At 72.2% G+C, this 18,422-nt stretch carries 14 protein-coding genes; 10 read left to right on the top strand and 4 right to left on the bottom strand.

The window, feature by feature from the left end:
• Nucleotides 1–2 precede the first annotated feature (2 nt).
• Both FPV26_RS08410 and FPV26_RS08415 read right to left on the bottom strand, forming a co-directional pair.
• The gene (locus FPV26_RS08410) at nt 3–428 is read right to left on the bottom strand and encodes a DNA polymerase III subunit chi (RefSeq protein ID WP_147653439.1); all 426 of its coding nucleotides are present in this window, start codon (nt 426–428) and stop codon (nt 3–5) included.
• Between the two features lie 2 nt (nt 429–430).
• Nucleotides 431–1,909: a leucyl aminopeptidase gene (locus tag FPV26_RS08415; RefSeq protein WP_147653440.1), complete on the bottom strand. Its 1,479-nt coding sequence runs from the start codon at nt 1,907–1,909 to the stop codon at nt 431–433.
• 111 nt (nt 1,910–2,020) lie between these two features.
• On the opposite strand from FPV26_RS08415, the gene lptF reads away from it, so the two are divergent.
• The gene (gene lptF, locus FPV26_RS08420) at nt 2,021–3,097 is read left to right on the top strand and encodes an LPS export ABC transporter permease LptF (protein ID WP_147653441.1); all 1,077 of its coding nucleotides are present in this window, start codon (nt 2,021–2,023) and stop codon (nt 3,095–3,097) included.
• Nucleotides 3,049–4,194 (top strand): LPS export ABC transporter permease LptG, encoded by a 1,146-nt coding sequence (gene lptG, locus FPV26_RS08425; RefSeq protein WP_425473081.1) that lies wholly within the window; start codon nt 3,049–3,051, stop codon nt 4,192–4,194. The genes lptF and lptG overlap by 49 nt, the downstream gene beginning before the upstream one ends.
• Nucleotides 4,195–4,208: 14 nt before the next feature.
• Here lptG and FPV26_RS08430 read toward each other — a convergent pair whose 3' ends face one another.
• Nucleotides 4,209–4,646: an RDD family protein gene (locus FPV26_RS08430; RefSeq protein ID WP_147653443.1), complete on the bottom strand. Its 438-nt coding sequence runs from the start codon at nt 4,644–4,646 to the stop codon at nt 4,209–4,211.
• A gap of 106 nt (nt 4,647–4,752) precedes the next feature.
• Here FPV26_RS08430 and xerD point away from each other — a divergent pair, with 106 nt between their 5' ends.
• From xerD to purL, 3 genes are all read left to right on the top strand, one after another.
• Nucleotides 4,753–5,700 carry a site-specific tyrosine recombinase XerD gene (xerD, locus tag FPV26_RS08435; RefSeq protein WP_246109245.1) on the top strand — a complete coding sequence of 316 codons (948 nt, stop codon included), beginning with the start codon at nt 4,753–4,755 and terminating at the stop codon, nt 5,698–5,700.
• Nucleotides 5,701–5,807: 107 nt separating this feature from the next.
• On the top strand, nt 5,808–6,647 hold the full coding sequence (locus FPV26_RS08440) for a disulfide isomerase DsbC N-terminal domain-containing protein (protein ID WP_147653445.1): 840 nt from the start codon (nt 5,808–5,810) through the stop codon (nt 6,645–6,647).
• Between the two features lie 103 nt (nt 6,648–6,750).
• Nucleotides 6,751–10,674, top strand: a complete 3,924-nt coding sequence (gene purL / locus FPV26_RS08445) for a phosphoribosylformylglycinamidine synthase (protein ID WP_147653446.1) — start codon at nt 6,751–6,753, stop codon at nt 10,672–10,674.
• A 73-nt stretch (nt 10,675–10,747) separates the two neighbouring features.
• Here purL and FPV26_RS08450 read toward each other — a convergent pair whose 3' ends face one another.
• Nucleotides 10,748–13,096, bottom strand: coding sequence for a PxKF domain-containing protein (locus FPV26_RS08450; protein WP_181952603.1), 2,349 nt, complete (start codon nt 13,094–13,096; stop codon nt 10,748–10,750).
• Nucleotides 13,097–13,301: 205 nt separating this feature from the next.
• Here FPV26_RS08450 and gspE point away from each other — a divergent pair, with 205 nt between their 5' ends.
• The 5 genes from gspE (at nt 13,302) to gspG (ending at nt 18,418) form a co-directional block, all read left to right on the top strand.
• A complete protein-coding gene (gspE, locus tag FPV26_RS08455; protein ID WP_147653448.1) occupies nt 13,302–15,020 on the top strand; it encodes a type II secretion system ATPase GspE in 1,719 nt (572 codons plus the stop codon).
• A 79-nt stretch (nt 15,021–15,099) separates the two neighbouring features.
• On the top strand, nt 15,100–15,564 hold the full coding sequence (locus tag FPV26_RS08460) for a hypothetical protein (protein WP_147653449.1): 465 nt from the start codon (nt 15,100–15,102) through the stop codon (nt 15,562–15,564).
• A complete protein-coding gene (locus tag FPV26_RS08465) occupies nt 15,561–16,574 on the top strand; it encodes a hypothetical protein (RefSeq protein ID WP_181952604.1) in 1,014 nt (337 codons plus the stop codon). The genes FPV26_RS08460 and FPV26_RS08465 overlap by 4 nt, the downstream gene beginning before the upstream one ends.
• A gap of 110 nt (nt 16,575–16,684) precedes the next feature.
• Nucleotides 16,685–17,902, top strand: a complete 1,218-nt coding sequence (gene xpsF, locus FPV26_RS08470) for a type II secretion system protein XpsF (protein WP_147653451.1) — start codon at nt 16,685–16,687, stop codon at nt 17,900–17,902.
• A gap of 84 nt (nt 17,903–17,986) precedes the next feature.
• Nucleotides 17,987–18,418 (top strand): type II secretion system major pseudopilin GspG, encoded by a 432-nt coding sequence (gene gspG, locus FPV26_RS08475; protein ID WP_147653452.1) that lies wholly within the window; start codon nt 17,987–17,989, stop codon nt 18,416–18,418.
• The last annotated feature ends 4 nt before the right edge of the window (nt 18,419–18,422 follow it).

Here is an 18,422-nt window from a genome sequence, read left to right on the forward strand (position 1 = left end):
CGTCACATGTCGTGCTTGTTCAGTTCGAAGCCGCGCGCCTGGTACTGCTTCCAGCGTTCGCGCAGCGGAGCGCGCGCGGCGGGGTCGGCGGGCACCACTTCGAGCACGCGCTCGAACGGGCCCTCCACCGCCGCGTCGCGCAGGTTGATCACCAGCGGCCGCAGCGGCACGTCGGCCTCGGGCGGGGCGATCAGCACCGCGGCCTCGTCCTCGTCCACGTCCAGGCCGGCGATCTGGTGCGGGATGTAGACGTCCTCGCCCATGTCCCACAGCAGGTCGTCCAGGGCCTCGGCCTGGGCCGCGTCGCGCGCCAGCACCAGGGTCCAGTGGCCGGCGTCGTAGGCCTTGCGCGCCAGCTCGCACACCAGCCGCAGCGGCTCGGCGCGGAAGCGCTCCTTCTGGATCAGGTAGAAGTCGGCGCGGGGCACGCTCAGGCCACGCGGTCGAGCAGCCACTGCGCGAGCAGGCCGACCGGACGGCCGGTGGCCATGCCGCGCTTGCCTTCCTCGTTGGCCACGCCGGCGATGTCCAGGTGCGCCCAGCGCTGGCCCTCGGCGAAGCGGGCCAGGAAGCAGCCGGCGGTGATCGCGCCGGCCCAGCGGCCGCCGATGTTGTAGACGTCGGCGAAGGTGGAGTCGAGCTGCGACTGGTACTCCTCCCACAGCGGCAGGCGCCAGGCGCGGTCGAAGGTGGTCTCGCCGGCGGCGAGCAGTTCCGCGGCCAGGTCGTCGTGCTTGCTCATCAGGCCGCTGGCGTGCTTGCCCAGCGCGACCACGCACGCCCCGGTGAGGGTGGCCACGTCCACCAGCGCGGCGGGCGAGTAGCGCTCGGCGTAGGTCATGGCGTCGCACAGGATCAGGCGGCCCTCGGCGTCGGTGTTGCCGACCTCGATGGTCCTGCCCGACATCGAGGTGAGGATGTCGGAAGGACGGTAGCTGCGGCCGTCGGGCATGTTCTCCACCGCCGGCACCAGCACCACCAGGTTCAGCGGCAGCGCCATCTCGGCGGCGGCGACGAACGCGCCGAGCACGCCGGCGGCGCCGCACATGTCGTACTTCATCTCCTCGATGCCGCCCTGCACCTTGAGGTTGATGCCGCCGGTGTCGAAGGTGATGCCCTTGCCGACCAGCACGTAGGGCCGGGCCTCGCCGCCGTTGTTCCAGCGCAGCACGATGAGCTTGGGCGGATTGGCCGAGCCCTGGGCCACGCCGAGCAGCGCGCCCATGCCGAGCTCGCGCATCTGCGCCTCCTCCAGCACCTCGCACGCGGCCTGCGGGTAGCGCGCCGCGCACTGCTGCGCCTGCTGCGCCAGGTAGGCCGGGTTGCAGATGTTGGGCGGCAGGTTGCCGAGTTCGCGGGCGAAGGCCACGCCGGCGGCGATGGCGCGCCCCTGGGCCAGCGCGGCGGCGTCCGCGCCGTGGATGGCCAGCGCCTCCAGGCCGCGCTCCTCGCGCTGCTTGTTCTTGGCGCCGAGGGTGGCGGTGTAGCGGTAGCAGGCATGGTCGGCGGCGATCGCGGCCTGGCGGATGTTCCAGGCGCCGTCGCGGCCCTTGACCGGCAGTTCGGACAGGGTCAGCAGCGCGCGCCGCACCGGCCCGAGCTTGAGCGCGCGCGCGGCGTCGCCCACCGCCTTGAGGTACTGCGCCACGCCGAACTTGTCCGCCTCGCCCAGGCCCACCACCAGCACCCGCGGCGCGGCCACGCCGGGCAGGTCGTGCAGCAGCGCGGTCTTGCCGGTCTTGCCGCTGACGTCGCCGCGCTCGAGCAGGGCCTTCAGGCGCCCGCCGCTGGCGGCGTCGAGGGCGTCCCCGGCCGGGGTCAGGCGGTTGTCGGCATAGGCGCCGACGATCACGCAGTCGGTGGCGACGGACGCGGGGGCGTCGTGGTTCAGGGTGAATTCGAGGGCCATCGAACGAAGATTCCGGGGGAGAGCGACGGGGTTCCGTACAATCGCGGGTTCGCACGGCCCGCCGGGGGGCCGTGCCGCGCAGAACCCGGAAGTCTAAGACACCAAGGCCCGATGCCGAAGCTCGACCGCTATCTCACCCGCGAATTCGCCCACTCCGTGTTCGCGGCGCTGGTGGTGCTGGGCATGGTCAGCATGAGCGCGATGCTGGGGGTGGTGCTGGACCGGATCGCCCGCGGCAAGGTGCCGGCCACGCTGCTGCTGTCGCAGATCGGGTTGCAGTTGCTGCGCTACCTGCCGCTGATCCTGCCGCTGGCGGTGCTGCTCGGCCTGCTGCTGGCGCTGGGCCGGCTGTACCGCGACTCGGAGATGCCGGTGCTGGCGGCGGTGGGGGTGGGGCCGCGGCGGATGCTGCGGCCGCTGGCCGGGCTGCTGCTGCCGATGCTGCTGCTGGTCGGCGCCTGCTCGCTGTGGCTGGGGCCGTGGGGGCAGCGGGTGTCGAACCGGATGATCGAGGAGGCCAACCGCGGCCTGGTGGTGGCCGGGCTGGAGCCGGGGCGCTTCGCCGAGCTGCCGGGCGGCGGAGTGGTCTATGTCGGGGCGATGTCGGCCGACGGCGAGCGTCTGGAGCGGGTGTTCGTGCACCGCCAGAGCGAGGACCGGGTGGACGTCACCACCGCGCGCGGCGGCAGCCTGTTCTTCGCCGGCCCGCGCGAGCGCTACCTGCGCCTGGAGGACGGGTTCCGGGTCGAGGGCCCGGCCGCCGACGGGCTGGACTACCGGCTGATGCGTTATGCCCGCAACGAGATCCGCCTGCCGGACCGTGAGCAGGCGGCCGCCCCCGACGATCCGGAACTGCTGCCGACCCTGGCCCTGCTTGGCGACCCGCGCCCGGCCGCGCAGGCGCAACTGCACCGGCGGCTGGCGCCGGTGCTGCTGACCCTGGCCTTCGCCCTGCTCGCCTTCCCGCTGGCCCGCAGCGGGCCGCGCCAGGCCCGCCATGGCCGGATCCTGCTCGGCATGCTCGCCTACCTGGTGTGCATGAACCTGGCCACGCTCGGCACCGAGTGGATCGCCGCCGGGCGCCTGCCCGCCGCGGCGGGCCTGTGGTGGCTGCTGCTGCCGCTGCTGGCACTGGCGACCTGGCTGTACTTCGCCGACGGCCGGCTGCCGCGGGTGCGCCGCCGATGAAACCGCTGCTGCGCCTCCACGATCTGTACGTCGGCCGGGTGGTGTTCGCCTCGGTGCTGCTGGCCTGGACGGTGCTGGTCGGGCTGGACGTGGTGATGGCCCTGTTCGGCGAGGCGGCCGACATCGGCAAGGGCCGCTACGGCATTCCCGAGGCGCTGGCCTACCTCCTGTGGACGATCCCGCGCCGCGCCTACCAGCTGTTCCCGACCGCGGCGGTGATCGGCTCGCTGATGGGGCTGGGCCAGCTCGCGGCCAGTTCGGAGCTGACCGCGCTGCGTGCGCTGGGGCTGTCGCGGCGCCGGCTCAGCCTGGCGGTGGCGGCCGCCCTCGCCCTGTTGACCGGGTTGATGGTGCTCAACGGCGAAACCCTGGGCCCGTGGGGCAACCGGCGTGCGGACGCGATCAAGGCCTCGGCGCGTTCCAACGACCTGATCGTGGCCCAGTACTCGGGCCTGTGGGCGCGCGAGGGCGAGATGTTCCTCAACGCGCAGACCGGGCGCGAACGCAGCGCTGGCGACGACCATTGGCTGGAGCTGCGCGAGGTGCGCCTGTACCGGTTCGACGCCGAGGGCCGGCTCCAGTCCGCCGCGCACGCGGCCAGCGCCGAACATCGCCCGGGCGGCTGGCTGCTGCGCGACGTGCGGCGCGTGCATTTCGGGGAACGGTCGGTGCGCGAGGAGCGCGTCGCCGAGGAGCGCTGGGCCTCGCGCCTGGACGCCACCGCGCTGACCGCGAGCGTGACCCGGCCGCGCTACCTGCGCTCGGACGAATTGCGCCGCAGCATCGAGTACCACCGCCGCAACGGCCTGGACGCCTCCGAGTTCGAGGAGGTGTACTGGGGCCGCTGGTTCTATCCGCTCAACGTGCTGGCGCTGTGCCTGGCGGCGGCGCCGTTCGCGTTCGGCGCGCTGCGCAGCGGCGGGCTCGGCAAGCGCCTGTTCCTCGGCATCGTGTTCGCGCTCGGCTTCTGGATGCTGCAGGAGCAGTTCGTCAAGCTGGCCAGCGTGTACCGCTTCGACTACCGCATCGCCTACCTGCTGCCGCCGGTGCTGCTGCTGACGGTGTCGGTGCTGCTGTTCAAGCGCCGCTCGGGCTGAGCCGCGCCCGCCGCTCAGACAGACTTGGGTTCGCGGACCAGGCGCGTGCCGCTGGCGCGGTCGTGCCACGTCAACCGTTCGCGATCCCACCACGCCCACCAGAACCCCAGCCCTGCCGCCAGCAGCGACAGCCCGCCGACCGCGTAGCGGAGCCACAGCGCGCGCGAGGACGCCGGCCCGCCGTCGGCGGCCACCACCCGCAGCCGCCACGGCCGCATGCCCAGGGTCTGCCCGCCGCGGCGCCAGCTCAGCACCGCATAGGCGCCGGTCACCAGCCACAGCGCGCCCAGTTCCAGCCAGCCGGCCAGGGTGTCGGCGCGCACCGGTTCGTTGCCGTGCAGCAGCAGCGCGAGCGCGGCCACCGCGAACCACAGTGCGCAGGCGGGGAAGAAGTCGTAGAGCAGGGCGAGCAGGCGCCAGCCGATCAGGGGGCGCGGGGCGGGCAGGGACATGCGCGGAAGGATACGGGAAGGCCGTCCCCCTCCCCGCGCAGCGGGGGGCTGGGGTGGGGGTGCACGCCCCGCGCGCAAGCAGGCACCATCGCGGCATCAGTGCTTCGTGACTGCCGTCATGCCCACCGCCGCCGACCGCCGCCAGCGTGCGATGCAGCGTCCGCCGCTCGCGGCCGAGGATGCCGCGCTGATCGAGGCCTTCCTCGATGCGTTGTGGGCCGAGAGCGGCGTGGCCCAGGCCACCCTGGCGAGCTACCGACGCGACCTGGAAGGACTGGCACGCTGGCGCCCCAACCTCGCCGCGGCCGACCGCGCGCGCCTGTTCGACTACCTCGCCCTGCGCAGCCGCGAAGGCTATTCGCCGCGCAGCAACGCGCGCCTGCTGTCGGCATTGCGCGCGTTCTACGCCTGGCTGCTGCGGCGCGGGACCCGCGGCGACGACCCGACCGCGTTGCTGGAGCCGCCGAAACTGCCGCGCGCGCTGCCCAAGGCGCTGTCGGAGAGCGAGATCGAGGCGTTGCTGGCCGCGCCGGATGCGGCCACGGCGTTGGGCCTGCGCGACAAGGCGATGCTGGAGCTGATGTACGCCACCGGCCTGCGGGTGGGCGAACTGGTGGCGCTGCCCGCGACCGCGCTCAACCTGCGCCAGGGCGTGCTGCGGGTCACCGGCAAGGGTGGCAAGGAGCGGCTGGTGCCGCTGGGCGAGGAGGCGCAGCACTGGCTCGAACGCTACCTCGAGCAGGCGCGGCCGCAGCTCGCCGGCAAGCGTGTGCTCGCGCCGCTGTTCCTGACCGCGCAGGGGCGGGCGCCGACCCGGCAGCAGTTCTGGCAACTGGTCAAGCGCTATGCCGGCGCGGCCGGGATCGAGCCGCGGCGGATCAGCCCGCACGGCCTGCGCCACAGCTTCGCCACCCATCTGCTCAACCACGGCGCCGACCTGCGCGCGTTGCAGCTGCTGCTCGGCCACAGCTCGCTCTCGACCACCCAGATCTACACCCTGGTCGCGCGCGAACAGCTGCAGAAGCTGCACGCCCGGCACCATCCGCGCGGCTGACGGTCCCGCCCCCGGCGGCTGCGCGCGCCGCGGCATGCCACAATCGGGAACCCGGCCGCCTGAGCGGCGGCCGTCCCCGATCCTCAATCACCACCCACGAGTCCCGAATGAAGCGTCTGACCCTCGCCCTGCTCGGCACCCTCAGCCTGTCCGCCTGTGCCCAGGGGCCGGGCCCGGCCGCCACCGCCGCCAAGCCCGGCGCCCAGTCGCAGGCGCCGGCGACCCCGGCGTCTGCCTCCGAGCCGGCCTATGCCGCCGGATCGCCCGAGGCCCGCGCGCGCGAGGCGCTGCGCGCGATCAATCCGGAGTTGAAGGTGGACCGGCTCGGTCCGGCACCGATCGCGGGGTTCCGCGAGGCGATCGTCGGCGGCCAGGTGATCTACATCAGCGACGACGGCAAGTACCTGCTGCAGGGCACGCTGTACGACATCGCGGCGAAGAAGAACCTGGGCGAGCAGAGCCTGGCCGCGCTGCGCAGGGAGCTGCTGGCCACGGTGCCGGCGCGCGACCGGATCGTGTTCGCGCCGCCGAACCCGAAGCACACGGTGACCGTGTTCACCGACGTCTCCTGCGGCTTCTGCCGCAAGCTGCACAACGAGATCGCCGAGTACAACCGCCAGGGCATCGCGGTCGAATACCTGGCGTTCCCGCGCATGGGCCCGGGCAGTGCCGACTTCCGCACCATGGAGTCGGTGTGGTGCGCGGCCGACCCGCGCAAGGCGCTGACCGACGCCAAGAACGACCGGCCGGTGCCGAAGAAGACCTGCAAGAACCCGGTGCAGATCCAGTACGCGCTGGGCCAGCGCATGGGCCTGACCGGCACGCCGATGATCCTGAGCGCCGACGGCACCCAGTTCGGCGGCTACCTGCCGCCGGCACAGCTGCGCGCGGCGCTGGACAAGCACGCTGCCGAGGCGGAGACGGCGCGCACCGCGGCCGCGCCCTGAGCCCGGATTTCCCGCCCCGCCGCCCGGCGGGGCGGGCCCGCCCGGGGGCGGGGCGGCGGCTTTCGCTACAATGGCCGGCCCGTTTGCCACGGTTTCCCCGGACATGATCGTCCTCGAGGGCCTGCCGGCCCTGTCGCCGTTCCGCCGTGAACGGCTCGAAGCCCGCCTCCAGACCGTCGTTCCCGCGTTGCGCATCACCGGTGCCTGGTTCACCTACTGGGTCGAGCCGGAATCCGGCGCACGCCTGGACACCGCCGCCCTTGCGCGCATCCTGCAGGCCGGCGAAGGCCAGGCGCCGCGCGCGCCGGAGTCAGTCTCGCGCTACGTGGTGCCGCGCCTGGGCACGATCTCGCCGTGGGCGAGCAAGGCCACCGAGCTGCTGCACGGCGCCGGCCTGGCGCTGAAGCGGGTCGAGCGCGGCACGCGCCTGGATCTGTCCGGCTGGCCCGACGATCCGGCCCGGCAGGCGGCGCTGGCCCGGCTGCTGCACGACCCGATGACGCAGTCGCTGCTGGCCGCGCGCGAGGACGGCGCGGCGCTGTTCCGCGCCCCCGCGCCCGGCGCGCTCGAGGTGGTGCCGCGCGAGGCGCTCGAGGCCGCCAACCGCCGCCTCGGCCTGGCCCTGGCCGAGGACGAGCTCGACTACCTGCGCGCCCGCTACGCCGAACTCGGCCGCGACCCGCACGACATCGAGCTGATGATGTTCGCGCAGGCCAACTCCGAGCACTGCCGGCACAAGATCTTCAACGCCAGCTGGACCATCGACGGACGCGAGATGCCCACCTCGCTGTTCAAGATGATCAAGCACACCCACGCGCAGACGCCGCAGCACACCCTGTCGGCGTACGCCGACAACGCGGCGGTGGTGGAAGGCCATCCGGCGCGCCGCTTCCGGCCCGACCCGCACACCCACGAATACCGCGCCGAGCCGCTGACCGAGAGCGCGTTCTGCATCAAGGTCGAGACCCACAACCACCCCACCGCGATCGCGCCGTTCCCGGGCGCCTCCACCGGCGCCGGCGGCGAGATCCGCGACGAGGGCGCCACCGGCCGCGGCGGCCGGCCGAAGGCGGGGCTGTGCGGGTTCTCGGTCTCGCACCTGCGCATCCCGGCCCTGGCGCAGCCGTGGGAGAGCCCGCGGCCGCTCAACCCGCGCATGGCCAGCGCGTTCGAGATCATGCTCGAGGGCCCGATCGGCGCGGCCGCGTTCAACAACGAGTTCGGCCGGCCCAACCTCGCCGGCTACTTCCGCAGCTTCGAGCTGCGCGAGGCCGACGGGCTGGTGCGCGGCTACGACAAGCCCATCATGCTCGCCGGCGGCGTGGGCGCGATTGACCGCCCGCTGGTCGAAAAGCGCCGGCTGCGCCCCGGCGATGCGGTGATCGTGCTCGGCGGCCCGGCGATGCTGATCGGCCTGGGCGGCGGCGCGGCCAGCTCGGTGGCCGCGGGCGACAGCGCCGAGGAGCTCGACTTCGCCAGCGTGCAGCGCGACAACCCCGAGATGCAGCGCCGCTGCCAGGAAGTGATCGACCGCTGCGTCGCGCTCGGCGCGGACAACCCGATCCTGTCCATCCACGACGTCGGCGCCGGCGGCCTGTCCAACGCGATCCCCGAGCTGCTGCACGACTCCGGCGTGGGCGGCGTGATTGACCTGGCCAAGGTGCCCAGCGACGATCCCTCGCTGTCGCCGATGCAGCTGTGGTGCAACGAATCGCAGGAGCGCTACGTGCTCGGCATCCCGGCCGAGCGGGTGGGCGAATTCGCCGCGTTGTGCCTGCGCGAACGCTGCCCGTTCGCGGTGGTGGGGCATGCGACCGCGGAACAGCGGCTGGTGGTCGGGTACGGGGCCACGGTCGAGGCGGTGCAGGGCACGGCCGCGCAGGGGCAGGACGGGGCCACGCCCTGGGCCATCGACCTGCCGATGGACGTGCTGTTCGGCAAGCCGCCGAAGATGCATCGCGACACCGCGCATCCGCCCGCGCCGCGCTGGCCGCAGCTCAACGGCGCCGCGCTCGACCTGCGCCAGGCCGGCCTGCGCGTGCTCGCGCATCCGACCGTCGCCGCCAAGGCCTTCCTGGTCACCATCGGCGACCGCAGCGTCGGCGGCCTGAGCGTGCGCGACCAGATGGTCGGCCCATGGCAGTTGCCGGTGGCCGACTGTGCGATCACCTTCTCCGGCTTCGACGGCACCGCCGGCGAGGCGATGGCGATCGGCGAGCGCACTCCGCTCGCCCTGCTCGACCCCGAGGCGAGCGCGCGCATGGCGGTGGGCGAGGCGATCACCAACCTGTGCGCGGCGCCGGTCGGGGCGCTGGACCGGATCAAGCTCTCCGCCAACTGGATGGCCGCCGCCGGCCACCCCGGCGAGGACGCGCGCCTGTACGACGCGGTCAAGGCGGTGGGCCTGGAGCTGTGCCCGGCGCTCGACCTCGCCATTCCGGTCGGCAAGGACTCGCTGTCCATGCAGGCGCAGTGGCCGCACGAGGGCGCGACGCACAAGACGGTGGCGCCGGTGTCGCTGGTCGTGTCCGCGTTCGCGCCGGTGGCCGACGTGCGCCAGGCGCTGACCCCGCTGCTCGCGCGCGAGGCCGACACCGAGCTGTGGCTGATCGGCCTGGGCGCCGGCCGGCAGCGCCTGGGCGGCTCGATCCTGGCCCAGTGCCATCCCGAGGCCGCGACCAACCCGGCCCTGCCGGCGTTCGCCGGCGACGTGCCCGACCTCGACGACCCGGCGCGCCTGCGCGCGTTCTTCGAGCTGATCCGCGACGCGCGCGCCGCGGGCCTGCTGCGCGCCTACCACGACCGTTCCGACGGCGGCGCCTTCGCCGCGCTGTGCGAGATGGCGTTCTGTTCGCACCTGGGCCTGGACATCTCGCTCGACGGCTGGGGCGAGGATCCGTTCCGCACCCTGTTCAACGAGGAACTGGGCGCGGTGGTGCAGATCGCGAGCGCGGACCGCGCCGAGTTCGCCGACCTGATCGCGCGCCACGGCCTGATTGATTGCGCGCAGCGCATCGCCAGGCCCACCACCGCGCCCGCGGTGCGCGTGCTGCGCGACGGCCAGGCGCTCGCCGAATGGCGCTGGGAGGAGCTGTTCGACGCCTGGTGGGCGGTGACCCACGCCATGCAGCGGCTGCGCGACAACCCCGAATGCGCCGACGAGGAGCGCGCCGTGGCGCGCGACTTCCACGCGCCCGGGCTGCGGCCGAAGCTCGGCTTCGATCCGGCCGAGGACGTCGCCGCCCCGTACATCGCCACCGGCGCGCGGCCCAGGGTCGCGATCCTGCGCGAGCAGGGCGTCAACAGCCAGGTCGAGACCGCGGTGGCCTTCGACCGCGCCGGCTTCGCCGCCTACGACGTGCACATGAGCGACCTGATCGCCGGGCGCGTGCGCCTGGACGGGTTCAAGGGCATCGTCGCCTGCGGCGGTTTCTCCTACGGCGACGTGCTCGGCGCCGGCCGCGGCTGGGCCACCTCGATCCTGGAGCGCGCCGAGCTGCGCGAGGCCTTCGCCGCGTTCTTCGCCCGTCCCGACACCTTCGCCCTGGGCGTGTGCAACGGCTGCCAGATGCTGTCGCAGCTCAAGGACATCATCCCCGGCGCCGCGCACTGGCCGCGCTTTTTGCGCAACCGCAGCGAGCAGTACGAGGCGCGGCTGTCGCTGCTGCAGGTGGAGGACTCGCCCTCGCTGTTCCTGCGCGGCATGGCCGGCTCGCGGATCCCGGTCGCGGTCGCGCACGGCGAGGGCCGCGCCGCGTTCGATGCCGGCACCGACCCGGCCGCCGCGCGCGTGGCACTGCGCTACGTGGACGGCGAGGGCCGCATCGCCAGCATGTACCCGCTCAACCCGAACGGCTCGGCCGACGGCATCGCCGGCCTGACCAGCGACGACGGCCGCGTCACCATCCTGATGCCGCACCCCGAGCGCACCCTGCGCCAGGCCAACTTCAGCTGGGCCCCGCGCGAGTGGCCGGACGACTCGCCGTGGCTGCGCATGTTCCGCAACGCGCGGGTGTGGGTGGGGTGAAGTCCGCGTGCAGTGGTGTGCGGAAGCACGAAGGCCCGGTCGCAGGACCGGGCCTTCGTCGTTGTGGCCGGGCTCACTTGGTGAGCTTGAAGTTGGCCACCCGCAGGCTGCCGTCGGCGAAGCGGATCTGGAGCTGGCGGCAGCTGCCGGCCCAGGCCTTGTCGGTCTTCCACACGTACACGTACTGCTTCGCGACCGCATCGTAGGTGAGCGTGCTGCCGCCGGCGGTGACGGTTTCCTCGACCACGTCCTCCACCGCGCCGCTGGCGCAGGCCATCAGCGCCGCGCGCGGATGCCCGGCGGCGAAGATCGCCAGGCCCATGTCGCCGCCGAGGCTGAACTTCACCGGCACCGCGCTGCCGGCGCGCACGGTGTTGAGCGTCGGCGCGTTGTCCACCGGGCGGAAGAAGCCGGTCCAGGCATAGCTCACCTGCACGATGAAACTCGAGTTGCCGGTGTTGCCGGCATTGTCGGTGGCCGAGCATTGCACGGTGCTGGGGCCGACCGGGAACGTGCTGCCGGAGGCGGGAGTGCAGGTCACGGCCACCGGGCCGTCCACCAGGTCGGTGGCGGTCGGCGGCGTGTAGCTCACCACCGCGCCGGCGGACGAGGCGGCGGTGGCGGACACATCCGCATGCGCCGCGATCACCGGCGGCGTGGTGTCTGCCACCGTGACCTGGAACTGCGTCGGCGTGGCGGCGTTGCCGGCGGCATCGGCGGCGGTGCAGGTGACGGTGCTGGTGCCGAGCGGGAAGGTGCTGCCGGAGGCCGGCAGGCAGGTCGCGGTGCCGACGCCGTCCACCAGGTCGGTGGTCGCCGGGCTGGTGTAGGTCACGACGGCGCCGCTCGGGCCGGTGGCCTCGATCGGGCCGAGGTCCGCGTGCGGTTCGATCGTCGGCGGCGTGGTGTCGTGCACCGTGAGGATGAACGCGGCGGGTGCAGCCGGGTTGCCGCGCGCATCGCTGGCGGTGCAGGTCACGGTGGTGTCGCCGAGCGGGAAGGTGCTGCCGCTGGGCGGCGTGCAGTCGGCCACGCCCGCGCCATCCACCACGTCCAGCGTGGTGGCGTCGAAATGGGCCACGGCGCCGTCGGCCCCGGTGGCTTCGACGCCGAGCGCGCCCGGCACCGTGATCACCGGCGGCGTGGTGTCCTGCACGGTGATGGTGAAGCCGGCGTTCGCGGTGTTGCCGGCGGAGTCCGTGGCGGCGCAGGCGACGGGCGTGGCGAGTGCCTTGGCCGGGGCGGCCGCGAGGGGGAACACGCTGCCCGAGGGCGGTGTGCACGCGAGCGGATACGGGAACTCATCGTCCACCGCGTCCTGCGCCGTGACGGCATAGCTGACCGCGGCACCGGCAGCGGAATCGGCCTCGACCGTGAGGTCGCCCGGCACCGTGATCAGCGGCGGGGTGACGTCGTGGACGAACAGCCCGCATTCGGCCGAGGCCGAGGCGCCCTGGTCGTCGGTCACCGTCAGACGCACCTGCAGCGCGCCGGTCTGCTGGTACCCCAGCGCCGGGGCGGAGAAGGCGATCGTCGGCGTCGCATGGGCGCCCAGGCCCAGATTGGGCAGGCCGGCGTACTGATCCCAGGTGTAGCTGGCGATGGTGCCGTCCGGATCGCTCGAGCCGCTGCCGTCGAGGGTGACCAGCGCGCCCTCGTCGGCCTCGATCAGTCCGCCGGGGCAGACCAGCGAAGCCACGGGCGGGTCGTTGCTCCAGAGGATGTTGACGATGCGGTTCGCGCTGGCCGAGAGGCTGCCGTCCGACACCGTCAGACGGAACGTCAGGCTGGTCGTCGCCGGCAGGTTGGGGGCGACGAAGGTGACGATGGAGCCGGCGGGATTGGCGCTGCTGAGCAGCACCGTGGGCGAGCCGCCGATCTGGGTCCACTGGTAGCTCAGGGTGGTGCCCGGGTCGAGGTCGTAGGAGGCGCTGCCGTCGAGGGTGACCAGGGTGCCTTCGGCGGCGTTCTCTGGCACCGCCACGGCGACCGGGGTCGGCGGCGTGTTGACCACCACGTCGGTGACGTTGATGGTGGTGGTCGTACTGCTGGTGCGCGTGCCGCAGGTGACGGTCAGCCGGAACTGCAGGCTGGCGCCGCCGACCGGGACGTTCGGGGCGGCGAAGCTGGCGGTGGCCGTGTTGGCTCCGCTCAGGCTGACCGTGAAGCCCGAGGGCGTGCTGCCGAGGTACTGCCAGGCATACCCCAGATCGGGCTGGTTCGGCGTGGACTTGCTGCCGTCGAGCACCACCACCGTGGGTGCGCCGCCGGTGGTTTCCGGCACGGTCTGGCTGAGCGGATCCACCCGGGCGTTGGGATTGCCGGTGCATGCGGCCTGGGTGGGGAAAGGAGCGGCCAACAGCGTGGCCAGGAGCAGGGGCGCCCAACCACGGAGCGCCGCCGGCGCGGAACCGGATGACATGTCGTCTCCCCCTGTCGGACCCGCGGCGACCGAGCGCCGCGCGGTGTTTTTTGTGACGCAAGTCTCATAACGGTGAGGGCGGTGGCCCTCGGCCATCCGCCGCACGCCATGCGCCTGGTACTGACCGGCGCGCCGGGCCGGATGGGCGACCTGCTAGAGTCGTCGCCTCCGCCCGGACAGCGGGCGCATGGCAGGCGTGACGAAAATGAATGCGGTCGCCAGCGACATTCCGGCGAGCGAAACCGGTCCCGAAGCCCGCGTGGTCGAGACCCTGCTCGCCCGCGGCCGCCTCAAGGAAGCCGACCTGGCCCGCGCGCGGCGCTTGCAGGAGGAAACCGGCGGCAGCCTGCCGACGCTGCTCGCCCGGCTCGGGCTGGTGTCCGAGCGCGACCACGCCGAGGCCTGCGCGGCGGTGCTGGGCCTGCCGCTGGCCAGCGCCAAGGACGCGCCCGAGCTGCCGCCGGAGGTGGCGCTGTCGGTCAAGTTCATGAAGCAGTTCCACCTGGTGCCGGTGGCCGAGTCGCCCGCGCACGTGGACGTGCTGATGGCCGACCCGTACGACAGCTATGCGCTCGATGCGCTGCGCCTGGCCTGCGGGCGCGAGGTGCGGCCGCAGGTGGCGCTGCGTTCGGAGATCGACGACCTGATCGAGCGCTGGCACGGCCAGGGCCGCAGCGCGATGGGCGCGATCGTGGAGACCGCCGAGGGCGAGGCCGCCGGCGAGGCCGACGACGTCGAGCACCTGCGCGACCTGGCGTCCGAGGCGCCGGTGATCCGCCTGGTCAACCTGATCATCCAGCGCGCGGTCGAGCTGCGCGCCTCCGACATCCACATCGAGCCGTTCGAGAACCGGCTCAAGGTGCGCTACCGCATTGACGGCGTGCTGGAGGAGGCCGAGAGCCCGCCGGCGAACCTGACCGCCGCGATCATCTCGCGGGTCAAGATCATGGCCCGGCTCAACATCGCCGAGCGCCGCCTGCCGCAGGACGGACGGATCATGGTCCGGGTGCAGGGCCGCGAACTGGACCTGCGCGTGTCCACCGTGCCGACCGCGTTCGGCGAATCGGTGGTGCTGCGCCTGCTCGACCGCGAGACGGTGGTGTTCGACTTCGCGCGCCTGGGCTTCAGCGCCGAGCTGCTGCCGCAGTTCCTGCACGTGCTCGAGCAGCCGCACGGGATCCTGCTGGTCACCGGCCCCACCGGCTCGGGCAAGACCACCACGCTCTACACCGCGCTGTCCCGGCTCAACACGCCGGACGTGAAGATCATCACCGTCGAGGATCCGGTCGAGTACCAGATCGAGGGCATCAACCAGATCCAGGTCAAGCCGCAGATCGGGCTCGACTTCGCCAATGCGCTGCGCTCGATCGTGCGCCAGGACCCCGACATCATCATGATCGGCGAGATGCGCGACCTGGAGACGTGCCGGATCGCGATCCAGTCGGCGCTGACCGGCCACCTGGTGCTGTCCACGCTGCACACCAACAACGCCGCCGGCGGCATCACCCGTCTGCTCGACATGGGCGTGGAGGACTACCTGCTGACCTCCACCGTCAACGGCATCCTCGCCCAGCGCCTGGTGCGCCGGCTGGAGCCGACCCACGCCGAGCGCTACGAGGCCTCGCCGGAGGAGATCGAGAAGTTCGGCCTGCGCCGCTGGCAGCCCGAAGGCCCGATCCACCTGTACCGCCCGCGCCCGTCCGCGCTCTCGCCCACCGGCTACCTCGGCCGCACCACGATCATGGAGTTCCTGGTGATGAACGACGAGCTGCGCCGCGCGGTGATCCGCCACGCCGGCATGGGCGAGATCGAACAGCTCGCGCGCACGCACGGCATGCGCACCATGTACGAGGACGGCATCGCCAAGGCCCTGGCCGGCGTGACCACGATCGAGGAAGTGCTGCGGGTGACCGAGGACGCATAGGGTAGGGGATTGACAAGGCTGAACAGGGGGGTGGCGTGCGCGGCGCACCCAAGCCGGGTGCTTGGCATACGGAGATGTCATGCTGCGTCACGCTGTCGTGTTCTTTGCTCTTCTGATGTTCTCGTCGAATGCCTTTCCCACGACGACGTTGCCCACGGTCAAGGTGGTCGGGTTTCGCGTCAGCGGCTGGGTGACCCTGTATGAGGGGAGCGGCTGCGACGTCTTTTTCTCGGTGCCGTCGCGCACGGAACCGCTGCCGGGGGAGGTGTCACTTCCACCGGAAGACTCAGACATCATGGAACTGTTGTGCAGCGGCGATTCGACCACCCGTGAGACGGCGGTGTGGATGGCGTATCGGACGGTGATGCAGGCACGATATAGTGCCCGCCTCGTGCAGCTTCTCGCGGATGATAAGAATAACCAAGGCCGCGAATTCATGGTCGTGTTCAATAACGGCTCGGTGGGGAAGTATTACCGGTCGGATTCTGGCTTTTTCGATAGCCACGGTATGTTCGAGACGGCAGCCCCAGACTGCGAGGCATGACAGGGATGAGCAGCGGACGACGATTTGCGGTAGCGGTGGTGGCCGCGCTGATGCTGGCCCTGGCGGGCCTGCTGGCGTGGCGGTTCGGGCAGGGAGCGGCCACGGGATCGGCCCCGGATGTCCCGGGGCAATTCGCGAGCGAGGCCCGGGATGCCGCCACGGCCGGAGCCGGCGCCGCGGAGTTGGCCGGGCAACGACACGCTGCCGGGTCGGGTGACACGCTGCCGGGCTCGCCCATGGACTGGGTCGAGCGGGCTGCCAGGATGAGCGACATCGAAGCGAAGCTGCTGCGGCAGGCGAGGCAGGGCGATACGCAGGCCATCGCGGCGGTGCTCACTCTCGACATGCTCTGCCGGCCTTTCTACCCGATGCGTGGCGACCGTGATCACCCACGGCACAAGGTGCGGCTCGCATCGGAAGGCGCCGCGGAGCGTTCGGCGAGAGAGGCCGCCCTGCGGGCGATGATGTCGTACTGCGACAGGCCGCCGAGCATCAGTCTCGAGGAGGCGCGCGCCTTGTCGGATCAGCTGCGGGTGGCTGCAATGAGCGGGGACGTGGCAGCCAAGGCTTACGATACTGAAACACTGGAAAGTGAGGAGGAGCTTTTGACCCTCCTCCGGGAGGCGGATGAGCCGTGGATGATCTGGCGTGCCTTGGAGAGCCTCGGGGGGCGTGAAGGGCGGCTGATACGGCAGGTGGAGCGGGAGGTGTTCTCTCCCGAGATCAGGCTCCTGATCCAGCCGAGTGACATCGGGCGCATCAAAGCGATGGCGGCGCGCTGGCGGGCCTGCGAGCTTGGGGCGCCGTGTGGTCCGAATCAGCACTACGAGCTGACACAGTGCCTGTATCTGGGCAATTGCGGCCTGGGGATGGATGTGCGCACCTACATCCGGGAGCGGGAACTGTCCGGCTGGCAGTTCGAGCTGATGCAGAAGTACCTTGCGGCGCTGGATGCCAGGCTCGCGGAGGCTGGCGTGCGGCGGTTTGCCACGCGCCCGCCAGGAGGCTGAGGCGGCGTGATCTCGCGGCGTTCGTGCTGCCGGGTCCCGTCTGCCGGCGACGCGGTGGCGGGCCATCGTGTGGCTACAATGGCCTTCCGGTTTCCCCGTCCATCGCTCGCGTGCCCCTCTACCGCTACAAGGCGCTCAACCCGCGCGGCGAACTGCTCGACGGCCAGATGGAGGCCGGCGACGAGCGCGAGGTGATCGCGCGGCTGCAGGAGCAGGGGCACCTGCCGGTGGAGGCGCGGCCGGCGGCGGAGGCCGGCGGCGAGTCGGCCTGGCGCGCGCTGCTGCGGCCCCGGCCCTTCGCCGGGGCGCGGCTGGTGCAGTTCACCCAGCAGCTGGCGACCCTGCTCGGCGCCGGCCAGCCGCTCGACCGTGCCCTGACCATCCTGCTCGAGCTGCCCGACGACGAGATCGCGCGCCGCACCATCGCCGACATCCGCGACGCGGTGCGCGGCGGCGCCTCGCTGTCGGCCGCGCTCGAGCGCCAGCACGGCACGTTCTCGCGCCTGTACGTGAACATGGTGCGCGCGGGCGAGGCCGGCGGCAGCCTGCAGGAGACGCTGCAACGGCTGGCCGACTACCTCGAGCGCAGCCGCGCGCTGCGCGGGCGGGTGGTCAACGCGCTGATCTATCCGGCGATCCTGCTGGTGCTGGTCGGGTTTGCGCTGCTGTTCCTGCTCGGCTACGTGGTGCCGCAGTTCGCGGCGATGTACGACAGCCTGGACGCGGAGCTGCCGCTGTTCACCCGCCTGATCCTGGGCCTGGGCCTGTTTGTGCGCGACTGGTGGATCGTGTTCCTGGTGCTGCCGGCGCTGGCGCTGTGGTGGTTGGACCGCAAGCGCCGCGACCCGGTGTTCCGCGAGCGGCTCGACGCCTGGCTGCTGCGGCAGCGGATCGCCGGGCCGGTGATCGCGCGGATCGAGACCGCGCGCCTGGCGCGCACGCTCGGCACCCTGCTGCGCAACGGCGTGCCGCTGCTGACCGCGCTCGGGATCGGCCGCAACGTGCTCGGCAACCGGCTGCTGGCCGCGGACGTGGAGGCCGCGGCCGAGGAAGTGAAGAACGGCGTCGGCCTGTCCACCGCGCTGGCGCGCGGCAAGCGCTTCCCGCGCCTGGCGCTGCAGATGATCCAGGTCGGCGAGGAGTCCGGCGCGCTGGACGCGATGTTGCTCAAGACCGCCGACACCTTCGAGCAGGAGACCGCGCTGGCCCTGGACCGCATGCTCGCGGCGCTGGTGCCGGCGGTGATGCTGGTGCTGACCTTCGTGGTGATGACCGTGATCCTGGCGGTGCTGACCCCGATCTACGACCTGACCAGCGCGATCGGCTGAACGCGGCCGCGCCGGGGCGTCTGCCGCCCGGCGCCGTGGAGTGGAACAATGCGCAGGATTCGCCCGACCCGACAGGATCGCCCCATGACGTTTTCCCGAGCCATCACCCGTTCGCCTTCCGCGTCCGCGCAGGCCGGCTTCAGCCTGATCGAGATCATCCTGGTGGTGGTGCTGATCGGCGGCATCGTCGCCTTCGCCGCGAGCCGGATCCTGGGCGGCGGCGACCGCGCCAAGGCCAACCTGGCCCGCTCCCAGGTGCAGACCCTGGCCGAGAAGGTGCAGCAGTACGAGATGGACACCGGCAGCCTGCCGAACGCGCTGACCGACCTGGTGACCGACCCGGGCGCCAGCGGCTGGCTCGGGCCGTACGCCAAGGAGTCGGAGCTGAAGGATCCGTGGAACCGTCCGTTCGAATACCGCGTGCCGGGCGACGGCCGCCCGTTCGACCTGCTCAGCTACGGCAAGGACGGCCAGCCTGGCGGAACGAGCGTGGACGCCGACATCGTCTACGAGTGACCCG

Origin of the sequence: Vulcaniibacterium gelatinicum (assembly GCF_008033445.1) — a bacterium.
Classification (GTDB): Bacteria; Pseudomonadota; Gammaproteobacteria; order Xanthomonadales; family Xanthomonadaceae; genus Vulcaniibacterium_B; species Vulcaniibacterium_B gelatinicum.